General features: G+C 65.7%; 22 protein-coding genes. 7 read left to right on the top strand and 15 right to left on the bottom strand.

Features of this window, described 5'->3' with window-relative positions; genetic code table 11:
* Nucleotides 1-7: 7 nt before the first annotated feature.
* The 10 genes from L1080_RS24125 to L1080_RS24170 form a co-directional block, all read right to left on the bottom strand.
* Nucleotides 8-1219 carry an MCE family protein gene (locus L1080_RS24125; RefSeq protein WP_250765861.1) on the bottom strand — a complete coding sequence of 404 codons (1212 nt, stop codon included), beginning with the start codon at nucleotides 1217-1219 and terminating at the stop codon, nucleotides 8-10.
* Nucleotides 1219-2355 carry an MCE family protein gene (locus L1080_RS24130; RefSeq protein WP_250765863.1) on the bottom strand — a complete coding sequence of 379 codons (1137 nt, stop codon included), beginning with the start codon at nucleotides 2353-2355 and terminating at the stop codon, nucleotides 1219-1221. The genes L1080_RS24125 and L1080_RS24130 overlap by 1 nt, the downstream gene beginning before the upstream one ends.
* Complete coding sequence (locus L1080_RS24135; RefSeq protein WP_250765865.1) at nucleotides 2352-3548, bottom strand: MCE family protein; 1197 nt, start codon at nucleotides 3546-3548, stop codon at nucleotides 2352-2354. Before L1080_RS24135 ends, L1080_RS24130 begins: the two co-directional genes overlap by 4 nt.
* Nucleotides 3545-4567 (bottom strand): MCE family protein, encoded by a 1023-nt coding sequence (locus tag L1080_RS24140; protein ID WP_284707356.1) that lies wholly within the window; start codon nucleotides 4565-4567, stop codon nucleotides 3545-3547. The genes L1080_RS24135 and L1080_RS24140 overlap by 4 nt, the downstream gene beginning before the upstream one ends.
* Nucleotides 4564-5577 (bottom strand): MCE family protein, encoded by a 1014-nt coding sequence (locus L1080_RS24145; RefSeq protein WP_250765870.1) that lies wholly within the window; start codon nucleotides 5575-5577, stop codon nucleotides 4564-4566. The genes L1080_RS24140 and L1080_RS24145 overlap by 4 nt, the downstream gene beginning before the upstream one ends.
* Nucleotides 5574-6758: an MCE family protein gene (locus L1080_RS24150; protein WP_250765873.1), complete on the bottom strand. Its 1185-nt coding sequence runs from the start codon at nucleotides 6756-6758 to the stop codon at nucleotides 5574-5576. The genes L1080_RS24145 and L1080_RS24150 overlap by 4 nt, the downstream gene beginning before the upstream one ends.
* Complete coding sequence (locus L1080_RS24155; RefSeq protein WP_159918741.1) at nucleotides 6755-7618, bottom strand: MlaE family ABC transporter permease; 864 nt, start codon at nucleotides 7616-7618, stop codon at nucleotides 6755-6757. The genes L1080_RS24150 and L1080_RS24155 overlap by 4 nt, the downstream gene beginning before the upstream one ends.
* Nucleotides 7619-8386, bottom strand: coding sequence for an MlaE family ABC transporter permease (locus tag L1080_RS24160; RefSeq protein ID WP_159918740.1), 768 nt, complete (start codon nucleotides 8384-8386; stop codon nucleotides 7619-7621).
* Between the two features lie 87 nt (nucleotides 8387-8473).
* On the bottom strand, nucleotides 8474-9613 hold the full coding sequence (locus tag L1080_RS24165) for a serine hydrolase domain-containing protein (RefSeq protein WP_250765876.1): 1140 nt from the start codon (nucleotides 9611-9613) through the stop codon (nucleotides 8474-8476).
* A complete protein-coding gene (locus L1080_RS24170; RefSeq protein WP_250765889.1) occupies nucleotides 9610-10206 on the bottom strand; it encodes a QsdR family transcriptional regulator in 597 nt (198 codons plus the stop codon). Before L1080_RS24170 ends, L1080_RS24165 begins: the two co-directional genes overlap by 4 nt.
* A 104-nt stretch (nucleotides 10207-10310) precedes the next feature.
* Between L1080_RS24170 and L1080_RS24175 the strand changes: the two genes are divergently transcribed.
* Nucleotides 10311-10769 carry an acyl-CoA thioesterase gene (locus L1080_RS24175; protein WP_250765891.1) on the top strand — a complete coding sequence of 153 codons (459 nt, stop codon included), beginning with the start codon at nucleotides 10311-10313 and terminating at the stop codon, nucleotides 10767-10769.
* A gap of 68 nt (nucleotides 10770-10837) precedes the next feature.
* On the opposite strand, the gene L1080_RS24180 is transcribed toward L1080_RS24175, so the two are convergent.
* From L1080_RS24180 to L1080_RS24190, 3 genes are all read right to left on the bottom strand, one after another.
* A complete protein-coding gene (locus tag L1080_RS24180) occupies nucleotides 10838-11947 on the bottom strand; it encodes an alcohol dehydrogenase catalytic domain-containing protein (RefSeq protein ID WP_250765892.1) in 1110 nt (369 codons plus the stop codon).
* Nucleotides 11948-11981: 34 nt separating this feature from the next.
* Nucleotides 11982-12857 carry an SDR family NAD(P)-dependent oxidoreductase gene (locus L1080_RS24185; protein WP_159918735.1) on the bottom strand — a complete coding sequence of 292 codons (876 nt, stop codon included), beginning with the start codon at nucleotides 12855-12857 and terminating at the stop codon, nucleotides 11982-11984.
* A gap of 144 nt (nucleotides 12858-13001) precedes the next feature.
* The gene (locus L1080_RS24190; RefSeq protein ID WP_250765894.1) at nucleotides 13002-14018 is read right to left on the bottom strand and encodes an AraC family transcriptional regulator; all 1017 of its coding nucleotides are present in this window, start codon (nucleotides 14016-14018) and stop codon (nucleotides 13002-13004) included.
* Between the two features lie 70 nt (nucleotides 14019-14088).
* Between L1080_RS24190 and L1080_RS24195 the strand changes: the two genes are divergently transcribed.
* Together L1080_RS24195 and L1080_RS24200 are read left to right on the top strand one after the other, a co-directional pair.
* Nucleotides 14089-15633: a flavin-containing monooxygenase gene (locus L1080_RS24195; RefSeq protein WP_159918733.1), complete on the top strand. Its 1545-nt coding sequence runs from the start codon at nucleotides 14089-14091 to the stop codon at nucleotides 15631-15633.
* An 86-nt stretch (nucleotides 15634-15719) separates the two neighbouring features.
* A complete protein-coding gene (locus L1080_RS24200) occupies nucleotides 15720-17333 on the top strand; it encodes an AMP-binding protein (RefSeq protein ID WP_250765896.1) in 1614 nt (537 codons plus the stop codon).
* 76 nt (nucleotides 17334-17409) lie between these two features.
* Here L1080_RS24200 and L1080_RS24205 read toward each other — a convergent pair whose 3' ends face one another.
* Both L1080_RS24205 and L1080_RS24210 read right to left on the bottom strand, forming a co-directional pair.
* The gene (locus L1080_RS24205) at nucleotides 17410-18084 is read right to left on the bottom strand and encodes a YoaK family protein (protein WP_250765898.1); all 675 of its coding nucleotides are present in this window, start codon (nucleotides 18082-18084) and stop codon (nucleotides 17410-17412) included.
* A 37-nt stretch (nucleotides 18085-18121) separates the two neighbouring features.
* A complete protein-coding gene (locus L1080_RS24210) occupies nucleotides 18122-19678 on the bottom strand; it encodes a TM0106 family RecB-like putative nuclease (protein WP_250765900.1) in 1557 nt (518 codons plus the stop codon).
* Between the two features lie 162 nt (nucleotides 19679-19840).
* Here L1080_RS24210 and L1080_RS24215 point away from each other — a divergent pair, with 162 nt between their 5' ends.
* The 4 genes from L1080_RS24215 to L1080_RS24230 are packed head-to-tail and all read left to right on the top strand — an operon-like array spanning nucleotide 19841 to nucleotide 22264.
* Complete coding sequence (locus L1080_RS24215; RefSeq protein WP_159918729.1) at nucleotides 19841-20494, top strand: DUF6474 family protein; 654 nt, start codon at nucleotides 19841-19843, stop codon at nucleotides 20492-20494.
* A gap of 19 nt (nucleotides 20495-20513) precedes the next feature.
* A complete protein-coding gene (locus L1080_RS24220) occupies nucleotides 20514-21032 on the top strand; it encodes a hypothetical protein (protein WP_250765902.1) in 519 nt (172 codons plus the stop codon).
* A gap of 45 nt (nucleotides 21033-21077) precedes the next feature.
* Nucleotides 21078-21743, top strand: coding sequence for a YcnI family copper-binding membrane protein (locus tag L1080_RS24225; RefSeq protein ID WP_159918727.1), 666 nt, complete (start codon nucleotides 21078-21080; stop codon nucleotides 21741-21743).
* Nucleotides 21740-22264: a copper resistance CopC family protein gene (locus L1080_RS24230; protein WP_250765904.1), complete on the top strand. Its 525-nt coding sequence runs from the start codon at nucleotides 21740-21742 to the stop codon at nucleotides 22262-22264. Before L1080_RS24225 ends, L1080_RS24230 begins: the two co-directional genes overlap by 4 nt.
* Nucleotide 22265: the final 1 nt, after the last annotated feature.

The following is a 22265-nucleotide window of genomic DNA, read 5'->3' on the forward strand; positions in this document are numbered from 1 at the left end:
TGCCATCTCAGTTTTCTCCCGTCTCAAGGGGGGTGTTCTCGCCGAGGGGGGCGTAGAGGCCGGCGTCTCTGCATTGCTCGACGGTGGGTGCGCGTCTACCCGGGGCCTCTATGCAGGGCAGGTTGCGGGCACCGCGGACCACAGAAGGATCGTTCTGCGGGACCGCACAGTATGCGAGTGTCTGCAGCGGGATCGGTTCGGAATCGGCTGGTGAGCGCCGTTCGCCGGGTGGGAGGAAGCCCGTGGTGCACGGCGGCGGCGCGTTGACACCCAAATTGAAATCGAGGTTGGCCATTCCCGGTTCGGATCCGGCCACCACGCTTTGAATCGCCGCGGCGATCGCGGGATAGATGACGAGGACCTGTTCGACGCTCATGTTGTAGATCCGCAGGACGTCGGCAACGGAATTGAGGTTGCCGAGTGCGCGGGGAAGCGTCGACCCGATGTCCGCGAACAGGGCGGCACCTTCCTCCCCTGCGGGACCACCGTGGTCGATCAAGCTCCGCACAGATCCGTCCTTCTCGGCGACCGATCGAGTGATGGAGCTCAGATAACCCGACCACGCGTGAATGGCATCCGCTGTCGCGGTCTGGGTGGCGAGCAGCGGACCCGCCCCGTCGATCAGTGACCGCGTCGGGCCGAGGTTGCGTACCCCGTCGTCGAGGAAGGCGTTGGTGCCGTCGAGTATCCGCTGGAGATCGGTGCCGGAGTTGCGGAACGCGGCACCGCTCTCGTCGATCAGCGTGCGCAGATCCTCGCGCGGCACATCGGTGAGGGCGACGTCGAGTGTGTCGATCAACTCTGATGTGGGGGTCGGCAATCGACCGCCGATGATCGTATCTCCGTCCTCGAGGTAGGGGCCGGAATCGTTTTGCGGCAGCAGTTCTATGTACTGCTCGCCGATGGCCGACCGGCTGTGCACCTCGGCGACGATGTCCGTCTCGGGGATGTCGACGGCGCCGTCGAGGAACATGGTGGCGACGACCGAGTCGCCGTCGACGCGCAGGTTGTCGACGACACCGACGTGTATGCCGCGATAGGTGACATTCGATTTCGCGTAAAGCCCTCCACCGGAGGGCAATACGAGTTCGACGGTGTGGCGACCGACTCCGAGCATCGTCGGCACCTGTAGGTACTTCATTGCGATCCATGCGAGAGCAAGGACGGTGATCACCGCAAAGGCAATCAGCTGGCACCTGACGAGTCGCGATAACAGCATCAGTTGCCCCCTTGGTCGGCCGGACGGGTGTTTCCCAGGTCGAGCGGCGTGATCAGTGGGTTGCCGTCGATCGGCGGGAGGGGCGGAAGCTGGCCGATGATGCCGCCGAGCGAGGCGAGCTGTCCGGCTGCCGGTGTCCCGGTCAGCCATCCTCGGTCGAGCCGAGCAGTGGTCAGATCCAGATTCAGGAACAGATTCGCGAAATCGCCCTGCACCGCGTTGCGGTAGGTGTTCATCGGGAACGGCAGGGTCGCGAGCAGAGACAGTGAGGAGGTCAACGCGGGGCCGGAGTCGGCCAGCCCGCGCAGTGCGGGTTCCAGTGCGCGCAGGTCGGCGTCGAGGTCTTGTCGGCTCGTGGTGACGAGTTCGTCGGCGGACCGGGAGAACCGGCCGATGGCGTCGACCGCACCGAGGAGGTTCTCGCGTTGGTCGTTCAGGGTCGCCAATGCTGGATCCAGCGTCTGGAGGGCGTGATCGAGTGTGTCGCGGTCGTTCGCGACGATGGCCGAGAAGCGGTCGAGTCCGTCGAGGGCGGCCACGATCTCGTCGCGCTGTCGGTTGAGTCGGTCGGTGACCTCCCGCAGATTGGCGAGCAGGCTCCGTACCGTGTCCTCACGACCGGACAGGGCCTGACCGACTTCGCGATTGATCTCGGCGAGTTTGCCGACACCGCCACCGGTCAGGAGGTACGACACCGTCGACAGTGTCTGCTCGGTGGTCGGATACGCGTCGGCGCGGTCGAGTGGGATCCGGTCACCGTCGTTGAGCAGTGGTGTCGCTGAGGCCGAGTCGGGTGTGAGAAGTTCGACGTGTGCCGAGCCGAGCAGACTTGTCGCCCCGATCTTGGCTGTGGTGCCGTCCGGCAATTCGACATCGGGCCCGAGTGAGACCGTGACGAGGGCGTGGTCGTCCTCGACTTCGATCGAGCGGACCGTCCCGACCGTCACATCACTGACGCGAACCCGCGCGTTTTCGGTGAGGGTGGAGACGTCGGGCATTTCGAGGGCGAGCGACCAGGAACCATCGCCGGTGCCGACGGATCCGGGTAGGGGCAATTGATTGATGCCCGTCCACCCGCACCCCGTGAGGATCGACGCGGCGCCGAGGACACCCACCAGGCGTGCACATGCGTTCATCGTGCGCCTCCCGGCAGCGGGAGTGGGGGCAGCATGAGTCCGGGCAGACCGGGTTCGCTGTAGTCGATCTGGTCGGGCAGCGCGCCGACGGAGTTCCCGACGACCGCGCCGATGGGGGCATAGTTGAACGCGATCGTCTTCAGCAGCGGTCCGAGGTACTGGATGCAGAGGTTCGTTGCTTCCTCGGCGCCCTGTTCACCGGCGGCGGCGATGGCCGAGCAGATGAACTGGGTCGGGTTGGCGAAGTTCGTCAGCGCGGGCGCCCCGGTCAGCGAGTTCTGTGCGGGCTGGTAGATGTTCTCGAGGTTCGCTAGCACCGTCGGGGACACGTGGAGTATCTGTTCGAGGTCGCGGCGGCGGTCGGTGAGGACCTGCGTGGCGGCGCCGAGTTTGTCGACCGCGTGGCTCACCCCTGCTCTGTTCTCGCCCAGGAAAGTCTGTACGTCGGTGATCGCGGCGTCGAGATCGGCGAGTGCGTCACCGAGCGGTGTCTCGCTCGTCGCGACCAGCTCCGAGACGGACGCAAGATGGTTCTCGAACGCCACGATCTGGGCATGGCTTTGCGAAAGCGCGTCGACCAGTACCGATAGGTTGCGTACGACAGCAAAGAGATCGGTCCGCCCGTCGGAGAGCGTGGTGGTCGCCTGAGCCAGGTTCGCCAGAGTGTCGTTGAACGTGGCACCGTTTCCGCGCAGATTGCCCGCTGCGTCGGAGACGAATTCCCCGAGGGTTCCGGGCTCGCCGGGTTGCGGACCCAATGTCGTGCTCAGCCGGGTCAGCTGCTCTTTGATCTTGTCCCATTCGACAGGCACGGCTGTCCGTTCTTCGGGGATCGTTCCTCCGTCGGGTAGCTCGGGCCCGTCGACGTAGGCCGGGGTCAGCTGCACGAATCGGGCGGTGACGAGTGTCGGCGACACGACGACGGCATGCGCGTCGGCGGGCAGTTTCCACCGCCGATCGAGGGTGAGGTGTACGGCGACGCGGGTCCCCTCAGGCTCGATGCGGTCCACCGTGCCGACCGTCACGCCGAGGATCCGCACGTCGTCGCCCGGGTACAGGCCGACGGCCGCGGGAAAATGCGCCACGATCGCCCGGTCGGTGAGTCGCGGAACGATCACGTAGCTCAGGACTGCGAGCGCTACGAGGACGCCCGAAATAGCGATGGCCACCAATGTCTTTCGCCGAAATCTCATCGCGGAACCTCCGATTGAAGCGCTCGGCCGTCACCGAGCGCCGCGTCGATGAACGGCTGAATGAACTGGCCGGGAATCAAGTTGCCGACGTAGGCGTCGAAGAACGGTCCGCTGCCGACGGCTTCGCCGAGCGTCCCGACGTACTTGACGAGGCCGGGCAGCGCCGCGTCGATCGACGTCTTGTTCCGTTCGAGCAGTTCGAGCGCACTGTTCAGCCGCGCCAGCGTCGGGGCAAGCTGGTCACGGTTGTCGGCGACGAGCCCGCTCACCTGATGCGAGACCGCCGACAAGGAGTGTGACAACTTTCCGATCGCGAATCGCCGCGCATCGAGTTCGGCGAGGACACGGTTGCCGTCGACGACCAGGGTGTTGATCTGCCTGCTGCGTTCGGCCAGCACACCGGTGACCTTCGAACCGTCGGCGAACAACTGCCCGAGGACCTCGTCGCGGGATCCGACACTGTCCGACAGTCGCGCGACCCCCTCGAGTGCGTCCTTCAGCTCCGGCGAGGTCTTCTCGAGCACCCCCGACGAGGTGCGGAGCGCGTCCGAGAGTTGCTCGGTGTCGATGCCCGCGACGTTGTCGGTGAGCCGGCCGAGTTCGGTGGGCAGGTCGTACGGCGACCGGGTACGTTCGAGCGGAATGACGGTGTCGTAGTCGAATCGGTGGTCGTCGGCGCTGGGAATCAGAACGGCAGCCTTACGCCCGAGCACGGTCCGTGTCTTGGTCTGTGCACTCGGGGTGGCACCGAGTGGGAGATCGCCCTCGACGCTCATCGTCACTTCGACGTCGGTGCCGCGCAGCACGATGTCGCGCACCGACCCCACGTTCACACCCGCGAATTCGACGCGGTCCCCCGCTTTCAGGCCGCCGGCGTCGGCAAAGATCGCTCGAATCTCCCGGTCGGAGTTCAGCATTGGTAACCGGTCGTAATTCGAGACAGTGGCGACGACCATCAGTATCAGGATTGCGCCGACAACGCCTGTGCGGGCCGTGTTTCGGTTCTCATAGCGTCTCATTGCGGTGTCACACACCTGCCTTGTTTCTGTTGCACGAGTTTCGTGACGATCGGTGCACCACCGGGGCCGTCGACCTTCACCGTGACCGCGCAGAGGTAAAAGTTGAAGAAGCTGCCGTACGCGCCCAGTCGGGTCAGTCGCTGATATGCCTCCGGCAGCGCGCTCAGCACGGCCTCGACTTGGGCGCTGCCGTCGTCGAGGAGCGTGGCCGCGCGGTTCGTCTGTGCGATGTCTGCGGCAATGGCCGGCCGATCGGCGACGAGAAGGTCCGTCAGCGTCGCCGACGCGGAATCGACGTGCACGAGGGCGTCCGCGATCGGCGTGTTCCGCTCGGCCACTGCCGCGACCAGCTGCTGCAGGTGGTCGATCACCCGCGTGAAAGCGTCACTGTCGTCGCCGATTGTGCCCAGCACCGTACCCAGGTTGGTGATGACGGACCCGATGAGCGCGTCGCGGTCGGCGAGTGTGCTGGTGAGGACGGCGATCTCGTGCAGGATTGAGGTGATCGTTCCGCCCTGCCCTTGCAGGACACGGATCAATTCACCGGTCAAGCGATCGATCTGATCGGGTTCGAGGGACCGCGTCAGCGGGGCCAGCCCTCCGAGAAGCGAATCGATATCGAGGGCCGCCTCGGTCTGTGTGAGGGGAAAGGTGCCGCCCACGGGCATCGCCTCGTCGACGCGGTCGCCGTTGGCGAGCTCGAGGTAGCGATCCCCGAGCAAATTCGCGTAGCGCACCTGTAGCCGTGCGTCACTGGTGACGGCAACACCGCGGGCGACGTCGAACTCGACAGCCACGTTCCTGCCGTGCAATTCGACCGCGTGCACCCGGCCGACGTCGACACCAGCGAGACGCACGACATCACCCTCGGCGAGGCCGGACACCTCGGCGAACTCGGCGTGGTACTCGGTTCTGGGGTCGAGGCGGATCTGGCCCAGTACCAATACCAAAAGCGCGAGCACCATCAGCATCACGAGCGCGAAACTGCCGAATTTCAGAGCGTTCCTCATCGCACTCCCCCGGGGACGCCGTAGAGCATGAAGTCCAGGACATTGAGGCCGGCCGGCCGGCCGTTGGGTAGGTAGGGATTGACGCCTGTGTCGGTTGCGAGGTACTTCGCCGGTCCGTCGGTGATATCCAGGTCGGGCAGTGCACCGCACCGCGGACCGCCGCTCGCGGCGACTTTCGGCAGATCCTGCGGGTAGCGGTACGGCATCTCGCCTGGCAGCAGGGTGGCACTGATGTTGACCCCCGGCACGGCGCCGCCGACCACGGATTCGATGTCCGCGCGCGCCTGGTCGAGGCCCTGAAAGAAGCACGGCAGTCCGGTTGAGTATTCGTCGAGCAGTTCGACGGTCGGACGAACGGACCGCAACAGCGTTTCGGTGGCCTCTCTGTTCGCGTCGAGCGTGTCGCCGCCGGTTCGTCCGAATCCGATTGCCGCCAGAAGAAACCGATCCAGCCCGGCGGCATTCTGGATGACCGTGGATCCGGTCGTCGTCAACGACCGCAGCGTTTCGACGATCCCCGGTGCTGCGTCGGCATAGAGGTTCGTCACCTCTGCTGTGGCATCCAGGTCGGCCTGCAGTGCGTCCAGACTCGGCCGCAATTCGGTCAGGTAGGTGTTGGCCTGGTCGATAGTGTGACCGACCTGCTCGCCGCGGCCGCGCAGCGCATCGGAGATCGCGGTCAGGGTGGCGTTCAGGTTTTCCGGTGCGACTGCGTGCAGGACGGTGGTCAGGCGCTCGAACAGCGTGTTGACTTCCGTGGTGACTCCTCGGTTGTCGATGGTGTCACCGTTCGCAAGGGGCTGCGAGGCAGGGTCTTTCGGTAGCGTGAGCGAGACGAACTTCGCGCCGAACACGGTGGTGCTGGCGATCGTCGCGCCGATGTTCGCCGGAATCGACCGTGCTCGCTCCGGTGAGAGGTCGAGCTCGATCGACGCGAATCCCGATTCTTCCCGGACCGTCCCCACCCGGCCTACCTGCACATCGAGCAGCTTCACCCGGGCGCCTGGTTCGAGGTTGAGCCCCGACCGCGGCGCCAGCAAAATCACCTGCACACTGTTGACGAATTCACCCCGGAACTGCGCGGCGACGAGTGCGGCGACCAGTGCGAGACAACTGACGAAGGCGATTCCTGCCGTGGTGACATGAGGGACACGCGGCCCTCTGCGCGATCGCCTGATCATCCGGCGAAGTTGAAGCTGTCGGACGTGCCGTACACGGCGAGGGACACGGCCAGTGTCACGAATACCACCGCCGCGAGCGATGCACGGACCGCCCGGCCGACCGCCTCACCCACTCCCGCCGGACCACCGGCGGCGGTGTACCCGAAGTAGGTGTGAATAAGCATCACCACCAGTCCCATCAGGATGACCTGCAGGAACGACCACAGCAGGTCGGTGGGGACCAGGAAGGTGGAGAAATAGTGGTCGTAGACACCGCCCGACTGCCCGTACACGACGACAGTCGCCGTCCGGCTCGCCAAAAACGAGGCGATGACCGCAACTGCGTACACGGGGACGATCGCGATCATGCCGGCGATGATCCGTGAGGACGCCAGGTAGGGGATCGATCGAACACCCATCACCTCGAGCGCGTCGACCTCGTCCGAAATGCGCATTGCACCGATTTGGGCTGTCGCTCCGGCGCCGATCGTGGCGGCGAGGCCCACGCCCGCGATCACCGGAGCGGCGATCCGGACGTTGACGTATGCGGCCAGGAACCCGGTCAGCGCTTCCACCCCGATGTCACCGAGTGTCGTATAGCCTTGCAGCGCTACGACAGCCCCTGCCGACATAGTCAAGAATCCGACGATGGCGACAGTGCCGCCGATCACGGCCAGGGCGCCGGAACCGAGTGCGACCTCGGCGAGCAGCCGCAGCGTTTCCCGGCGGTGACGGGCGAGCGCGATGGGGATTTCGATGATCGCTGTCCGGTAGAAGATCGCTTGCCTGCCGATCTCGTCGACGGCACGCTTGGTGGACTGTGCACGAAGAACTGCGATCCGTGCCGGTCGCGAGGTGAAGCGGGGTAACGCCTGTGCCATTCAGCTACCTGCTGTCATCTTGATACCGATCGCCGTCAGGGCGATATTGACGAAGAACAACGCCATGAAGGCGTAGACGACCGTCTCGTTCACTGCTTGGCCGACCCCCTTGGGTCCGCCCTTCACGGTCAGACCGCGATAGCACGCGACGAGCCCGGCGATGAGGCCGAACGCCCCTGCCTTGATCTCGGAGATCACCAGCTCCGGCACCCCGGTCAGCAGCGGGATCCCGTCGACGAACGCACCGGGAGTGACGTTCTGGAAGTACACCGAGAAGAAGAATCCTCCCGCAATTCCGATCGCACACACCAGGGCATTGAGCAGCACAGCGACCACTGTCGAGGCCAGCACTCGCGGCGCCACCAAACGCACGATGGGGTCGATGCCGAGGACCTCGAGGGCGTCGATCTCCTCACGGATGGTCCGCGATCCGAGATCGGCGCAGATCGCGGTCGCACCTGCACCGGCGACGACGAGAACCGTCACCACCGGGCCGACCTGAGTCACCGCGCCGAGTGTGGCCCCGGCGCCCGCGACATCGGATGCACCGAATTCCGCGGCGAGGATGTTGAACGTGAAGCTGATCAGCGCGGTGAACGGAAGTGCGACAAGCAATGTCGGCACCAGCGACACCCGCACGATGAACCAGCACTGGTCGAGAAACTCCCGGTGCTGAAACGGCCACGTTGCGATGCCACGGAACGTATCGATCGACAGATGGAAGAACACGCCCAGAGAACGCACGGGTTCTCGCACTGTGGCTCGCAAAGTGTTCCTCCAACTGTCGAATCGATCATGGGTGCCGTGCTGCGGGCACGGCCCTGCAGCAGCTGGTGGATCCGCTGAGGACGACGATCAGGCGTCGACCGTCCGATAGACCGTGCGCAGGTACGCTTCGCTGCGCGGTGAACCGATGAGACCGGGCCCCATCTTGTTCATCGCGTAGGTGACGGTCATCCGGCGGTCGAGGTCCATGACGACCATTGATCCACCCCAGCCGCCCCAGAAGCAGATTTGCTCGTCCGGGATGTACGGGACGGTGACCGTGTGGGGCAGGCCGTAACCGATGCCGAAGCGCAACGGAGATCCGAGAACGACGTCGACGCCGTTGGACTGCTCTTCGAAGATCAGATCGATCGTATCCGGCGTCAACAACGTGACGCCGTCGACTGTCCCCCCGCGGGAAATGGCGGACATGATCCGGGCGAGCGAGCGGGCGTTGCCGTGGCCGTTGTAGGCCCCGAGATCGGCACGCCGCCACGCCGCGGTGTTCGCGGCGGCCGCATCCAGCGGAGGGGTGCCGAGGGACTTGCGCGTCAGGTTGTCCTCAGGCAATACGGTGAGGTCGACGGGAAGTGGCGGCGGCGGAACGACATCGGCGATCCGCGGCCAATCCGATTCGCGGGCACCGATCTGGAAATCGGCTCCCAGCGGTGCGGCGATCTCATCGGCAACGAACTGGGCGAGGGACTTCCCGGAGACCCGGCGGACCACCTCGCCGAGCAACTGGCCGTAGTTCTGTGCGTGGTATCCGGATGCGGTGCCCGGCTCCCACCAGGGAGCCTGGGCAGCCAGATGCGAACTCGCCAGCTCCCAGTCATAGAGGTCGTCGAGGCCGAACGGCGGCTCCCAGCCGGCTACACCGGAGGTGTGTGAAAGCAGATGGCGGAGCTCGATCCGGTCTTTCCCGTTGGCGGCGAACTCGGGCCAGTACTGCGCGACCGGTGCGCGGACATCGAGCAGGCCCCGGTCGACCAGCATCAGCACCGCCAGACTCGTGACCGTCTTCGTCGACGACCACACGTTCGTGATGGTGTCCGCGTTCCACGGCCGGGTTCGTCCGCTGTCGCAGAACCCGCCCCAAAGGTCGACCGCAATTTCGCCGTCGACGTCGACCACTATCGACGCGCCCAGCTCCTCTTCCGAGGAGATGTTCTTCTCGAATTCGGCTCGTAGGTCGTGGAATTCGGGGTTACAGTGCCCGGAGACGGTCATGACGGGAGTCCTTTCGGTACGTAGGTGGCATCGCCGAGCAGCGCTGCGACCGCTACGGCGGCCTTCGCGGCGTCGGGGCTTTCCCCGGTGATGATGTCGGCGTAGACGAATGCTTCGGAGATGCGTGCGATGAGGTATGCGAGGTCGTGCGCAGACATCGGATGGACGAGGTTCCCGCGGTCCATCTCCTGCTGCACCAAACGTTCTGTGGCGGCGACAATTTCCTGTTGGACCGGGCTTGCTTTCGTCGTGAGCAGGCGCAGTGCGTGTTCGGGTTCGCGGCGGAGGAAGGCCCGGAAGTAGGGCGCGTCGATGAGCGCCTGGTCGAACATGGCCGCCGCGTCGGCGATCCGGGCGGCACCGCTGCGGGTGGTCGCCGCCATCGCGGCGCGGTAGGTCGGTTCGGCGAGTGACCACAGCACCGTTGCGAGCAGCTGGTCGCGATTGCCGACCCAACGGAACAGCGTTGACGGGTTGACCCCGAGTTCAGCCGCAAGTTTCTGCATGTCCAGCCGGTCGCCCGCGAGGAATTTGCGGCGCGCGGCGTCGACGGCCTGTTCGTATCCGGCGCTGCTGTGACGGGGAACACTCATGCCTGCAATATAATCATGAATCGTGCAATGAATCAAGCATTCATTGCATCTATCTAAGAAATCTGTCCTCGGGTCCGCTCCGCGGTGCCGTTATCGTGGTGCCGATGACACACGACACCGCCCTGCCACTTCCCACCACCGCCGACTTTCCTGTCCTGTGGCCGGTTCCGACCCGGTGGGAGGACAACGACCACTACGGCCACGTCAACAACGTGACGTACTACTCGTACTTCGATACCGCGGTCAACGGGTGGTTGATGGCGACGACGGGCCTCGACATCCGGACGCTGCCGGCGATCGGCGTCGTCGCGGAGACACGCTGCACCTACGTCCGCGAGCTCACGTTCCCCGACCTGCTACAGGTGGGCGTGAAGATCGAGAAGCTCGGCAATCGCAGCATCGTGTACTCGTTGGCCATCTTCCGGGTGTCGGGTGCGGAGTCGACCCTCGCGGCGGTGGGCCGGTTCGTCCACGTGTACGTAGACGCGCAGACCCGCACGCCCGTCACCATCCCACCCGAGATCCGTGCTGCGGCAGCACAGTTGGTCATGACGCCCGCCTGACCTCACGCGCGGATCACCGGCCGGCGCACCTACGTCCACAGCGGTGGCGGTCGCGCTCGCGGGGGCCGTCAATCCCGATCGAAGATGACGATCTGTCGGACCGCTTCGCCGTCGGCCAAGCGATCCATGGCCGAATTGATGTCGGACAGTCGAATCCGCGATGTGATGAGCCGCTCGACGGGGAGCACGCCCTCGCGCCACATCTGCGCGTAGAGGGGGATATCACGCTCGGGCACAGCCGAACCGAGATAGCTTCCGGTGATCGTGCGCGCTCCGGAGACCAGATCCAACGGTGCGATGGCGGCGCGTGTCTCGGGTCCTGGCAGTCCGACCGTGACAGTGGTCCCGCCGGGTGCGGTGGCCGCCACCGCGGTTTCGAAGGCGCGGGCGTTGCCTGCCGCCTCGACCACGAGCGGGGCGGTGATATTGAATTCGGCCGCCTGTTGCGGTGAGTACGCGGTGGCCCCGGCCGCGCGCGCATGGTCGAGCTTGTCGGGTAGTGCATCGACACCGATCACCTCGCCGTTGCCCAGCGCGAGCGCAGTGAGCAGGGCGGCCATTCCCACCCCGCCCAAACCCACGATCATCACCGCGTCACCCGGCCGCGGGCGGCCGGCGTTGATCACCGCGCCGCCGCCGGTCAGTACCGCGCAACCCAGTACCGCAGCAACGTCGGCCGGTACGTCGTCGTCGAGAGGAACGACCGAGCGTCGGTTGACCACCGCGTGCGTCGCGAATCCGGATACCCCGAGGTGATGATTGACGACCGTCCCGCCGCGACGCAGCCGTGTCCCGCCGCCGAGCAGGGCGGCTTCGTTGTTCGCTGCACTGCCCGCGGAACAGGGCAGGCGCCCATTGGTGTCGCACGAAGTACAGGATCCGCATCGCGGGAGAAAGGTCATGACCACCCGCTGTCCGATCGCGACGTCGTCGACGGCCGGGCCGAGGCGCTGTATGCGTCCGGCGGCTTCGTGTCCGAGCAGCAGAGGCACGGGCCGGCGGCGGTTGCCGCCGACGACAGACAGGTCAGAATGGCAGATGCCGGCTGCTTCGATACGAACGAGGACTTCGCCCGGCCCGGGCGGGTCGAGGTCGAGCTCCTCGATGACAAGCGGTCGAGACTCTGCGTACGGTCGAGGCAAGCCGCTGTGCTCGAGTACCGCGCCCTTGATCTTCATGCCGATGTTCCGTCCGGACGGTGCGCGCGCTGCATCAGATGCTGTCCAGCGCAGGGGTTCCGGTCGGCGGCTGCACGCGGCGTCGGGGGCGCAGCCGCTGTAGCACCGCCAGGTACGAGCTGGGAAACAACCGGACTACGAGATCGGCCGTGACCGCGGAGGGTGCGATCAGTACACGGGGTTTACGACGGGTGATGCCGTCGAGGATCTGCTCGGCAGCCTTGTCGGCCGGGTACGTGAGAAGTTTGGCGAAGTTCGTCTTGGCCGCTCGTGCCTGTCCTTCGGTGGCCGATCCGGCGACACGGGCGGTTTCGGCGATTCTGGTGCGGATACCACCGGGGTGGACGGTGGTGACGCCGGCCCCCTCTTCGGCAAGTTCGTGGCGGAGCGCTTCGCTGAACCCGCGGAGAGCGAACTTGCTGGCGGCGTAGGCGCTTTGACCGGCTGGTGCGATGAGCCCGAACAGGCTCGAGACGTTGACGATGTGGCTGCCCGGCGAGGCGAGCAGGGTCGGGAGCAGCAGCCGGGTCAAGGTGACCGGGGCGCGGAAGTTGATGTCTTGGACCCACTGGAACTCCTCGGCCGTGAGGTCCTGGAACTCACCTCCGAGGCCCACACCGGCGTTGTTGATCAACAGGCTGATCCGGCGATGTCGGGTCAGGATCGCCGCGGTCGCCGCCGCAATAGCATCGAGGTCGGCGAGATCGACGACGTGCGTGTCGACCTCGCGGTCCGGGTGAGCCTTCCGTATGACCTGGGCGACGACAGCAAGTCGGTCGGCGTCCCGGTCGAGCAGAATCAGATTGCTGCCGCGTTCGGCCAGCCCGTATGCCATCTGTTCACCCATGCCACTCGCGGCTCCGGTGAGCAGTGCGGTGGCCCCCGTGAACTTGTAAGGGGGAAGTGACATCGGTTCTCCTTCGACGGTGCTGATGGTGCCCTGGCCTCCCAGTGTGTTGCCGAGCACCCATCCGTACTTGATCGAAGACGACAACTATTTAGCCCGGCGCGACAGTGTCACAACCCGAAAGCACGGCACGCCAGAACACCGCGTTCAGCGTGTCAGGGCGCCGCGGCGGACCTCGCGCGGTGTGGCGTTCCACCAGCGCCGGCAGCAACGGGTCAGCGTCGATTGCTCGGTCAATCCGACCAGGGCGGCGATCTGGCTCATCGGCATGTCCGTGGTGGTGAGGTAGCGCCGTGTCTGCTTGCGGCGGACCTCGTCGAGAATGGCGGCAAACGACGTTCCCTCTGCGGCGAGGCGGCGTTGCAACGTGCGGGGATGCATGGCGAGAAGCCTCGCGACGACACCGATCTCCGGAGGTGTGGTGCCCAGCGATTGCAGTACCGCCGCCTGCACTTGCGTCGCGGTGCCGGGCGCGGGGTGCGAAGGAGCCTGCCTGGCAAGGAAGGTCAACGCCAGCCGCATCAAAGCCTCGTCCGCCCCGAGGAGCGGATGGGTCGTGATGCTGCGCGGCACCCGCAACAGCGCGGCCGGACGCGCGATACGCACGGGTGCGCCAAAAAAGTTCTCGTAGCGGTCGATCGGGGCGGCAGGGCGATACGGCAGATCCACCGAGCGAAGGCCGTACCTCCCACCCATCAGAGACTCGATGGTCCGGTGGACGAATCCGAGCCCGAGGTCGACGCCTTGAACCGAGACAGGCAATCCGTCCGGCGAGACCTCGTAACGCAACGCGAGGACCCCGCGCGCCCCGTTCGGGTCGGCCTCCATCGCGATGCTCATCCCCCGGGCATGCAAGAACAGGTACCGGGACGTGCATTCGATGGCATCGGCGACGGTCGGCGCATTGCGGATCGCCAAAGCCAGCGGACCCAGCATTCCCAGGTCCTGGCGGGCGGCTACCCGCAAACCCAGATCCGGGCAGTCGAGTACGCGGGCAGCGGATTCGAGGATCCGGACGACCGCAAGATCGGCGACAAGCATGTCGTCGCTGTCGAGGGCGACCGGTGGCAATCCCGCCAGCCGGGCAAGCTCGTCCGCATCACCGCCAAGTTCGGCCACCGTGGCGCGGAACCCCCGTAGCGCCGCGGAGCGGATCGTCGACATGTCGCCCAGTATCAAATTTCTGTCGTCTCAAATCAAGATTGCGGGAGCGGCGCTGCGAATACTGGGAGCCATGACAGACGCCCCTCGCCCCACCCCTTCCGACCATGTCGATGTGGTGATCGTCGGTGCCGGCTTGTCCGGTGTCGGTGCCGCGTACCGGTTGCAGACCGAGTGCCCGACCAAGTCCTATGCCGTTCTCGAGGCCCGCACCGCCATGGGTGGCACGTGGGATTTGTTCCGCTATCCCGGTATTCGCTCGGATTCGGACATGTTCACCCTCGGTTATCCGTTTCGGCCGTGGCGCGACGCCAAGTCGATCGCCGATGGATCGTCGATCCTGCGCTACATCCGGGACACCGCCACCGAGTTCGGTATCGACCGCCACATCCGCTACAGCACCAAGGTCGTGGTCGCGGACTACTCCACGGACACCGCCTTGTGGACGTTGACCGTCGAGAAGCGTGCCCACGACGGGGCCACCACGCGCACCACACTGACCTGCAACTTCCTGTACTCCTGTGCCGGCTACTACGACTACGAGAATGGCCATGCTCCGTGGTTTCCGGGCAGTGACAGCTTCACCGGCACCGTGGTCCACCCCCAATTCTGGCCGAAGGATCTCAACTACACCGGCAAGAAGGTGGTCGTGATCGGCAGCGGGGCGACCGCCGTGACCCTGGTGCCGTCCATGGCCACCGATGCCGCCCATGTGACGATGCTGCAACGCTCACCGACGTGGATCAGCGCGGTTCCCAGTCGCGACAAGACCGCCGACCGGTTGCGAGCCGTCCTGCCCGCCGCCACGGCTCATCGCCTCATCCGCAGCAAGAACATCCTCCTGGGCACAGCGTTCTACCAATTCTGCCGTCGCCGCCCGAAAGCAGCACGCGCACTGCTCACCAAGACGAGCACCCGTATCCTCGGCGACCCGCAGCTCGTCGCGGAACACTTCACTCCCAGTTACAACCCGTGGGATCAGCGGCTGTGCGCTGTCCCCAGTGCCGATCTGTTCAAGGCGATCACTTCGGGTGCCGCCGAGGTCGTCACCGATCGCATCGATACCTTCGTCCCCGAAGGCATTCGGCTCCGCTCCGGCAGGGTCCTCGACGCCGATATCGTGATCACCGCAACCGGACTGCGGCTCAAGGCCTTCGGAGGGGTGAAGCTGCACATCGACGGCCGGCCTGTCGACCTCCCATCCCAATTCGTCTGGCAGGGTGCCATGATCACCGCTGTGCCGAACTTCGCCCTGTGCATCGGCTACACCAACGCCTCCTGGACGCTGCGCGGAGACCTCACCTCCCGATTGGTTTGCAAGATCCTCAACCACATGGACCGGCACCAGCTCGCCGCCGTGGCCCCCAAGGCGGATCCCGGCCTGCGCGAACGTCCCCTGCTCGAGCTGGCCGCCGGCTACGTACAGCGCTCCATCGGCGACTTCCCCCGGCAAGGTGACCGCAGGCCATGGAAGGTCCGGCAGAACTACCTCCTGGACTGGCTGACCACGATGCGTACCGACCTCACCGCGACACTCGAGACGACGCCCCGCACCGCAACCCGTCAGACGCACACTCAAACCGACCTCGTCAGCGCCCGTAGTCGACACAGTCACTGACCCATCCCGCCGACAGCACACACTGTCCCTCGTGCGACCGGCCACCAGCAGAAGTCGGTCACGCGCAACCCCGAAGGAGTTATTCCGTGAGTTTCGCAAGTCCCTTTCCCGACGTCGAGATTCCTGATCTGAGCGTCTACGACCTCCTGTTCGGCTCGATCTCCGATGAGGACCTCGATCGCGTCGCACTTGTCGATCCGACATCGGGAACCGAGACGAATTACCGGCAGCTGATCGGCCAGATCGATGCCGCAGCCGGGTCACTCGCCGCCCGCGGCGTCGGCGTCGGCGACGTCGTCGGCGTCCTGCTGCCGAACATTCCTGCGTTCGCCACCGTTTTCCACGGCATCCTGCGTGCCGGCGGAACCGCGACGACCATCAACGCACTGTTCACCGCACCAGAGATCGCCAAGCAGCTCACCGATTCCAAGGCGAAGATGTTGGTGACGATCTCAGCGATGCTCGAGCAGGCCCACACCGCGGCGAAGCAGGTCGGCATCACCGACGACAAGCTGATCGTTCTGGACTGGACGGGAGAAGCCGACACCGGCCACCCCAACGCCATCGACCTCCTCCGGCCACAGCTTCCCGCTCCGCAGGTCACGTTCGATCCGGCCACCCATATCGCCGCCCTGCCGTACAGCTCCGGCACCACAGGCAATCCGAAAGGCGTTGCCCTGAGCCATCGAAACCTGGTTGCCAACCTCGCCCAGATTCGGCCTCTGCAAGGCCAGCACCCCGACGACGTCGTGATCGCAGTGCTGCCGTTCTTCCATATCTACGGGATGACAGTGCTGCTGAACGGCGCACTGTACAACCGCACACGCTTGGTAATCATGCCCAGGTTCGACCTCGTCGAGTTCCTGGAGAACATCCAGAATCACAAGGTCACCGGCGCCTACATCGCGCCGCCGGTCGCGGTCGCGCTGGCCAAGGACCCCATCGTCGACAACTACGACCTCTCCTCGTTGAGGACTATCGTGTCAGGCGCGGCACCGCTCGACGACACATTGGGTACCGCAGTCGCCGAGCGACTCGACGTACAGATGCTGCAGGGCTACGGGATGAGTGAACTCTCCCCGGTCAGTCATATGATGCCGACCGACGCGTCCGCTTTCGGACAGGACCAGCCCCCGCTGGCCTCGTCGGGGTGGCCGGTTCCCAGCACCGAAAACAAGATCGTCGACCCCACCACCTGTGCTGAGATCACGATCCCGGAGGAAGGACTCTCGGAGCCCGGCGAGCTGTGGGTCAAGGGTCCGAATGTGATGCTCGGCTACCTCGGCAACGACCAGGCCACCACCGAGACCATCGATGCGGAGGGATACCTTCACACCGGCGACCTCGCACAGGTCGACGCTGCCGGATGCGTCTATATCGTCGATCGACTCAAGGAGCTCATCAAGTACAAGGGCTATCAGGTACCGCCCGCCGAACTCGAGGCACTGCTGCTCAGCCATCCCCGAATCGCCGATACCGCAGTCGTCGGCGTGATCGAAGAGGACACCGGGGAGGAAATCCCCAAGGCGTTCATCGTCACCCGGCCCGGCACCGAACTCACCGCCGGCGAGGTGATCGACTTCGTCGCCGCACAGGTGGCACCCCACAAGAAAGTGCGGGCCGTCGAATTCATCGATCGGATTCCGAAGTCCGCTGCGGGCAAGATACTTCGTAAAGACCTGCGATCACTCGCACACTGATCCGGTACGGCGGGTATACAGGACACGTTCCTCGAGCAGTGTCAGGAGCGACTGCGGCACTCTGCGCGTCACTCGCTCACAGTCGGCGGCGTCGCCGGTCGTCGATGTAGAACAGCACGAGTGCTCCGCACAGGAGGGCAGCGGGGATCCAGGCGGCGGCTCCGCCGAAGTAGCGGGTGGCGAACGCCCCGAGGACGGCTCCACCGGCGAAGCTGCCGACGATGGCGGCGTACACCCGCGTGTGCTGGAGCGATTCGGGGACCTTCTCGATGTATCCGGCGTACGCCGACTCGGTGAAGCGCATGAGGTTGCCCGTGGTGGCGACAGCAATGTACGACAGCGAGCCGATGGTGCGGAACAGACCGAACTGCATGGCCGCCACGAAAGAGATGGGTACGGTCACCGCCGCGTTGGGGACGTTCGCGGGAACGAAGGCGACCGCGACGAGAACGACGATCTGCGCGACCATGGCGATCCGGATGGGGTGATCGAAGACGCTGTGGGCGAGTTCGCCTTTGAGCAGGTGTGCGAATGCGACACCCACGATGAACGCGAGGATCGGCCACAGGTGTGCCCGTGCGGCGTGGAAGTGCCGCTCCGACAGGTCGATGGCCATGAGGATGACGTTGCCGGTCTGGGCGTTCGCGAAAACTCCGCCGCGGCTGATGTAGGTGTAGGCGTCGAGGAAGCCGCCGGCGGCGGTGAGCAGCAGAGCGAACCGCAGCGTCGTGGATGTCTTCGGCACTTCCACCTGACCACCCCTACCGAATCGGCCCCTGCCTTGCAGCCTAGAGGTCCGACGCGAGCGGGATCTCCTTCTCGGCCCGATCCGACATCCACTCCCGCAGCACTTTCGTGGCGATCACATCGTCTTCGTTGTATTGCAGGAGCCGCTCGCGCTGGGTGAGGTCGGGTTCACCGTCGTAGCCGACGGCTTCGCGGTACCAACTCATCGACGCCTCACCGCCGGCGTCGGCGTCACGCCACCTGAAACCTGCGACGGGAGCGATCTTCTTCAGTCCTTTGCCGCCCGGGCAGATGAATTGATCGCTGACCGCTTGGTAGATGTCGACCCATTGCGGGCTGTCGATGAACTCGCGGATCTCGGCCTCGGTGGGGATGCCCGGGACTCCGGCGAATCGGCGGGCCGAATCGAGCAACCACTTGTCCTCGGCCGCACGTGAATAGCAGTAGGCGGCGAACGTCTTGCCGCTCAGGGCTGCCGCCTCCCGTTCGGCCATCAGCCACGTCCAGAACTCGGCGAACGACCGCGCCTCGTCCTGTGTCGGTACGGGGTCCCAGCTGACGAACGGTCGATATACCGACACCCCGTCCATGTTGAGCAGCGTTCCCCACAGGTAGGCACCGTGTTCCTGGTAGCTCTCCATGTCGACGTCGATCTCGATGTCGGCGCGGGTCACCCGGATCTGCGGAAAGCGCCGAACCAGTGGCGCACCCGCCAGCCAGGCTTTTGCCGTCACCACAGCGTCCTCGAATGCACCGTGCGGCCAGTCCTCGAGAGGTTCGCGGTCCCAGGCGGCAAGGTCGTCGATGGTGTGACAACCGGCCTCGCGCAGCATGTCGGCCCGCGACCCGGTGGCCACCAGGCTCACGTCGTGCGTCAGCGTCAACTGTTCTTCGCATCCGGGCCACCAGGGGCACGATCGGCATTCGCCGATCCGGGACGGTACCGTCGCCGATTCCCCCCGCGCCACGGACAGTCGGTCGGCGAAACGCTCGTCGTAGTCGGCGAGGATGGTGCTGAGATCGTGCACGAAGATCACGTCGGAGCCGTATCCGATCGCCCCGGCCAGGCGGGCCGGACTGGCCAACCCGTGCCGCTCGAGCATCCGGTACACCTGTGCCACACGCATCTGGTCGCGGACCTGGCTGCGGGGCTTCCTGCTCGGATCCTCGCGTGGCTCCCACTCGAACATGCCGGACGTCGTCGCGCCCCGACCGGGATCGGTGACCTTGTGGTTGACGACGATCACGGGGATGTACCCGCCGCGGTCCGTGTCCCGGATGAGAATCTCGCAACGGGCTTTGCGGCCGGTGTCCCGTTCGAGCGGCAGCACGGCGCCCCAGATCCGGTCCGCGCCTGCCCTGCACGCGGCCACCGTGTCTTCGGCACGAGTGCGCATGCTGTGTTCGGCGTCGATCACTACCCACCGCTCGGGATCGTGCTCGACGAGAAGCCGACGAATGTCTTCGCGACGGGCGGCAGCCGCATCCTGTCGCTGTCGGACACCGATGTCCTCCGGCGCAGCGGCCAGGGCGGCGGGGAAGGCGGCGTCGAGATGCACACGGTGACGGCACCGCGTCAGTGCGCTGGCATCGATCACCGGCCCGGGCACCTGTCCGGGAGAGGCGCCGGGTTCTGTTTGCTGACCGATATGGGAACACACGATGACGAAGATTATGTGCTCCCCTAGGCTGATCCCGAAGCACCGGATGCAGTTGGTAGCGTGGGCTGCGCTGAAACACCAGGAAAAGGGGTCTTTTCGATGGGGTTGTTGAAGAAACGTAAGTCCCGAGCCACCCGTAAGGCAGAAGCGAAGGCACTCAAGCACAAGGCGGGAGTGGAAGCGAAGCTGAAGGCACGCAACGAACGCAGGCGGGACAAGGCCGCGTTCAAGTCCGCGCGCAAGCTCGAAGCTGCCGAACTGAAATCACAGAAGAAAATCGAGAAGGCTCAAATCGCTACCCTCAAAGCTCAGGAGAAGGCGGCCGCCCAGAAGGGCTTCACCGTGGCCTCCGTTCGCAAGTATCTCGGTGTCGCGCGGCTCCTCACGCCCGTGCTGCTTCCCATCGTCTACCGCGCCGCAACCGTCGTGCGCGGCCAGATCGACGCCAGGCGCGCCGATCGGATGGGCGTCGGCATCGACCAGCTCGCCAACTTCACCGGTCACGGCGCCAAGCTCAGCGCCCGCATCGCCGGTGCCGAAAGCTCCACCACCGAGATTCTCGGTCAGAAGCCTGACGACGCCGAGACGCAGAAGTTCGCCGGCGCAATCCGCGAGCGCCTCGGTGATCTGAATACCGCCGTCCGCGCGGCAGAGCAGATGCCCCAGGCTCGCCGGAAGGCCGCTCACCAGGCCATCTCGTCCGAACTCGACGGTGTCGAAGCGGATCTCCTCGCCCGCCTCGGCGTGCGCTGACCGACTTCGACGCACTTTCATGTCCCCCGCCCGCTCCGACGCGACCGCCACCCTCAGAGGCGCGGCCGTCGGTGCGCTTTCGGCCGGTCTCGCGGTCGCGGCGCACGGCGCGGGTGGGGGCGGATTTCCCGCATCGGCAGCACTGACGTTGCTGCTCCTCGCCTGTAGCGGCGTGGGCGCGATCACCGCGAACCTGCCGCCGCGTTTCCACAGCAACTCGGCCCTTCTCGGCGCGCTCGGTTTCGGACAGGTCGCCGGCCACCTCACACTCGCAGCCACAGCACACGTGCACGCAGTTCTCCCCGCTGCACCGATGCTGCTGGCGCACGCAGCCGCCACCGTCGTCTGCGCGTTGCTCATTGCCAGCGCCGAACGGCTCTACCGTTCGCTGGTCCACGTATGGCGGGTGGTGTTACGCGGGGAGCCTCGACCCGTCGCGGTCGCCGTTGCCCTCCCTCACCCCGTCCCCCGCAGAAATCCCGTCGACGCACTGCTCCGAGCGAGCATCTCCCGTCGCGGTCCCCCTGTTCTGGTCTGAACCTTCATCTCACTTCGCCTTCAGACCAGTAAGGACCTACTTTCGATGAACTCCCTAGTTTCGCGTGCTCTTTTCACGGCCGGCGCCGCCGGTGGTGCCATGTTGCTCACGGCCGGTGTTGCCGTCGCACACGTGACGGTCGCGGCTCCGGGCGCCGAACAGGGCGGCTACTCCGTCCTGACGTTCCGGGTGCCCACCGAATCCGAAACGGCTTCCACCACCGCGCTCACCGTGACACTTCCGGGCCTCAAATCCGCTCGCACCGAACCGCTGCCGGGCTGGACGGCCGTCGTCGCCAAGGACCCGGGATCCAAGCTCGCGACCTCGGTGACGTGGACGGCCGATCCCGGTGTCGGGGTGGCACCCGGCCAATTCCAGCAATTCGTGCTGTCGGCCGGACCTCTGCCCGAACAGGACGAGGTGTCGTTCCCGGCAGCACAGACCTACAGCGACGGCAACGTCGTCAACTGGGATCAACCCGCCGGCCCGGACGGTGCCGAACCGGACAAGCCGGCACCCACACTCACCCTCGCGGCCTCCAGCGGGGAAGACGGCAGCCACGACGCCGTGTCCTCGTCGGCCGATGACCACGAGGTGGCGGCCGCGGGAACCGACGACACCGCCCGTTGGTTGGGTGGCGTCGGACTCGTCCTCGGCGCGCTGGGTGCGGCCCTCGGCCTCGGCGCACTGGTTCGAAGTCGTCGCTCATGACGGCGCGCACCTCGGCCAAGGTGATCGCCGTCGGACTGCTGGCGATGCTGGCGAGCATGCTCGGTGTCGGCTCCGCCGCGGCCCACTCGGTGGTGCTCAGTTCCAACCCGGAGAACGGTGCACAGATCGCGGCAGCGCCCGAACGGGTGAGTGTCACGTTCAACGAGGCGCTGCAGGAGTCGTTCGCTTCGCTCACCGTGGTGGGCCCGGACGGCAACCTGTGGACCAAAGGCGACCCCTCGGTCGAAGGGGCCACCGTGAGCGCGGAGCTCGGTGAACTTGGCCAGGCCGGTGACTACACCATCGCCTTCCGCATCACCTCCGCCGACGGACATCCGGTGAGCGGAACCCGAACGTTCACGCTCACCCAGGCGGGGTCGGGCACACCGGGCGCCGCCGCCGACAGCTCAGGTGATTCGGGCTCCGGAGGCATCCCGTTGTGGCCGTTCGTCGGTGCGGGTGTGCTCGTGTTCGGTGCCGGGCTGTGGTTCGCGCTCCGCACACCGCGCGAGCGGAACTGAG

The organism is Rhodococcus sp. MSC1_016 (genome assembly GCF_023667485.2).
In the GTDB taxonomy this organism is placed as follows: domain Bacteria; phylum Actinomycetota; class Actinomycetes; order Mycobacteriales; family Mycobacteriaceae; genus Rhodococcus_F; species Rhodococcus_F oxybenzonivorans.

Bases quoted from the DNA above. Each gene is read 5' to 3' on its own strand.
- L1080_RS24130 (WP_250765863.1), bottom strand. From the start codon at position 2,355: ATGAACGCATGTGCACGCCTGGTGGGTGTCCTCGGCGCCGCGTCGATC.
- L1080_RS24185 (WP_159918735.1), bottom strand. From the start codon at position 12,857: ATGTCACTTCCCCCTTACAAGTTCACGGGGGCCACCGCACTGCTCACC.
- L1080_RS24135 (WP_250765865.1), bottom strand. From the start codon at position 3,548: ATGAGATTTCGGCGAAAGACATTGGTGGCCATCGCTATTTCGGGCGTC.
- L1080_RS24175 (WP_250765891.1), top strand. From the start codon at position 10,311: ATGACACACGACACCGCCCTGCCACTTCCCACCACCGCCGACTTTCCT.
- L1080_RS24230 (WP_250765904.1), top strand. From the start codon at position 21,740: ATGACGGCGCGCACCTCGGCCAAGGTGATCGCCGTCGGACTGCTGGCG.
- L1080_RS24145 (WP_250765870.1), bottom strand. From the start codon at position 5,577: ATGAGGAACGCTCTGAAATTCGGCAGTTTCGCGCTCGTGATGCTGATG.
- L1080_RS24180 (WP_250765892.1), bottom strand. From the start codon at position 11,947: ATGAAGATCAAGGGCGCGGTACTCGAGCACAGCGGCTTGCCTCGACCG.
- L1080_RS24165 (WP_250765876.1), bottom strand. From the start codon at position 9,613: ATGACCGTCTCCGGGCACTGTAACCCCGAATTCCACGACCTACGAGCC.
- L1080_RS24195 (WP_159918733.1), top strand. From the start codon at position 14,089: ATGACAGACGCCCCTCGCCCCACCCCTTCCGACCATGTCGATGTGGTG.
- L1080_RS24155 (WP_159918741.1), bottom strand. From the start codon at position 7,618: ATGGCACAGGCGTTACCCCGCTTCACCTCGCGACCGGCACGGATCGCA.
- L1080_RS24190 (WP_250765894.1), bottom strand. From the start codon at position 14,018: ATGTCGACGATCCGCTCCGCGGCGCTACGGGGGTTCCGCGCCACGGTG.
- L1080_RS24225 (WP_159918727.1), top strand. From the start codon at position 21,078: ATGAACTCCCTAGTTTCGCGTGCTCTTTTCACGGCCGGCGCCGCCGGT.
- L1080_RS24150 (WP_250765873.1), bottom strand. From the start codon at position 6,758: ATGATCAGGCGATCGCGCAGAGGGCCGCGTGTCCCTCATGTCACCACG.
- L1080_RS24125 (WP_250765861.1), bottom strand. From the start codon at position 1,219: ATGCTGTTATCGCGACTCGTCAGGTGCCAGCTGATTGCCTTTGCGGTG.
- L1080_RS24220 (WP_250765902.1), top strand. From the start codon at position 20,514: ATGTCCCCCGCCCGCTCCGACGCGACCGCCACCCTCAGAGGCGCGGCC.
- L1080_RS24170 (WP_250765889.1), bottom strand. From the start codon at position 10,206: ATGAGTGTTCCCCGTCACAGCAGCGCCGGATACGAACAGGCCGTCGAC.
- L1080_RS24215 (WP_159918729.1), top strand. From the start codon at position 19,841: ATGGGGTTGTTGAAGAAACGTAAGTCCCGAGCCACCCGTAAGGCAGAA.
- L1080_RS24140 (WP_284707356.1), bottom strand. From the start codon at position 4,567: ATGAGACGCTATGAGAACCGAAACACGGCCCGCACAGGCGTTGTCGGC.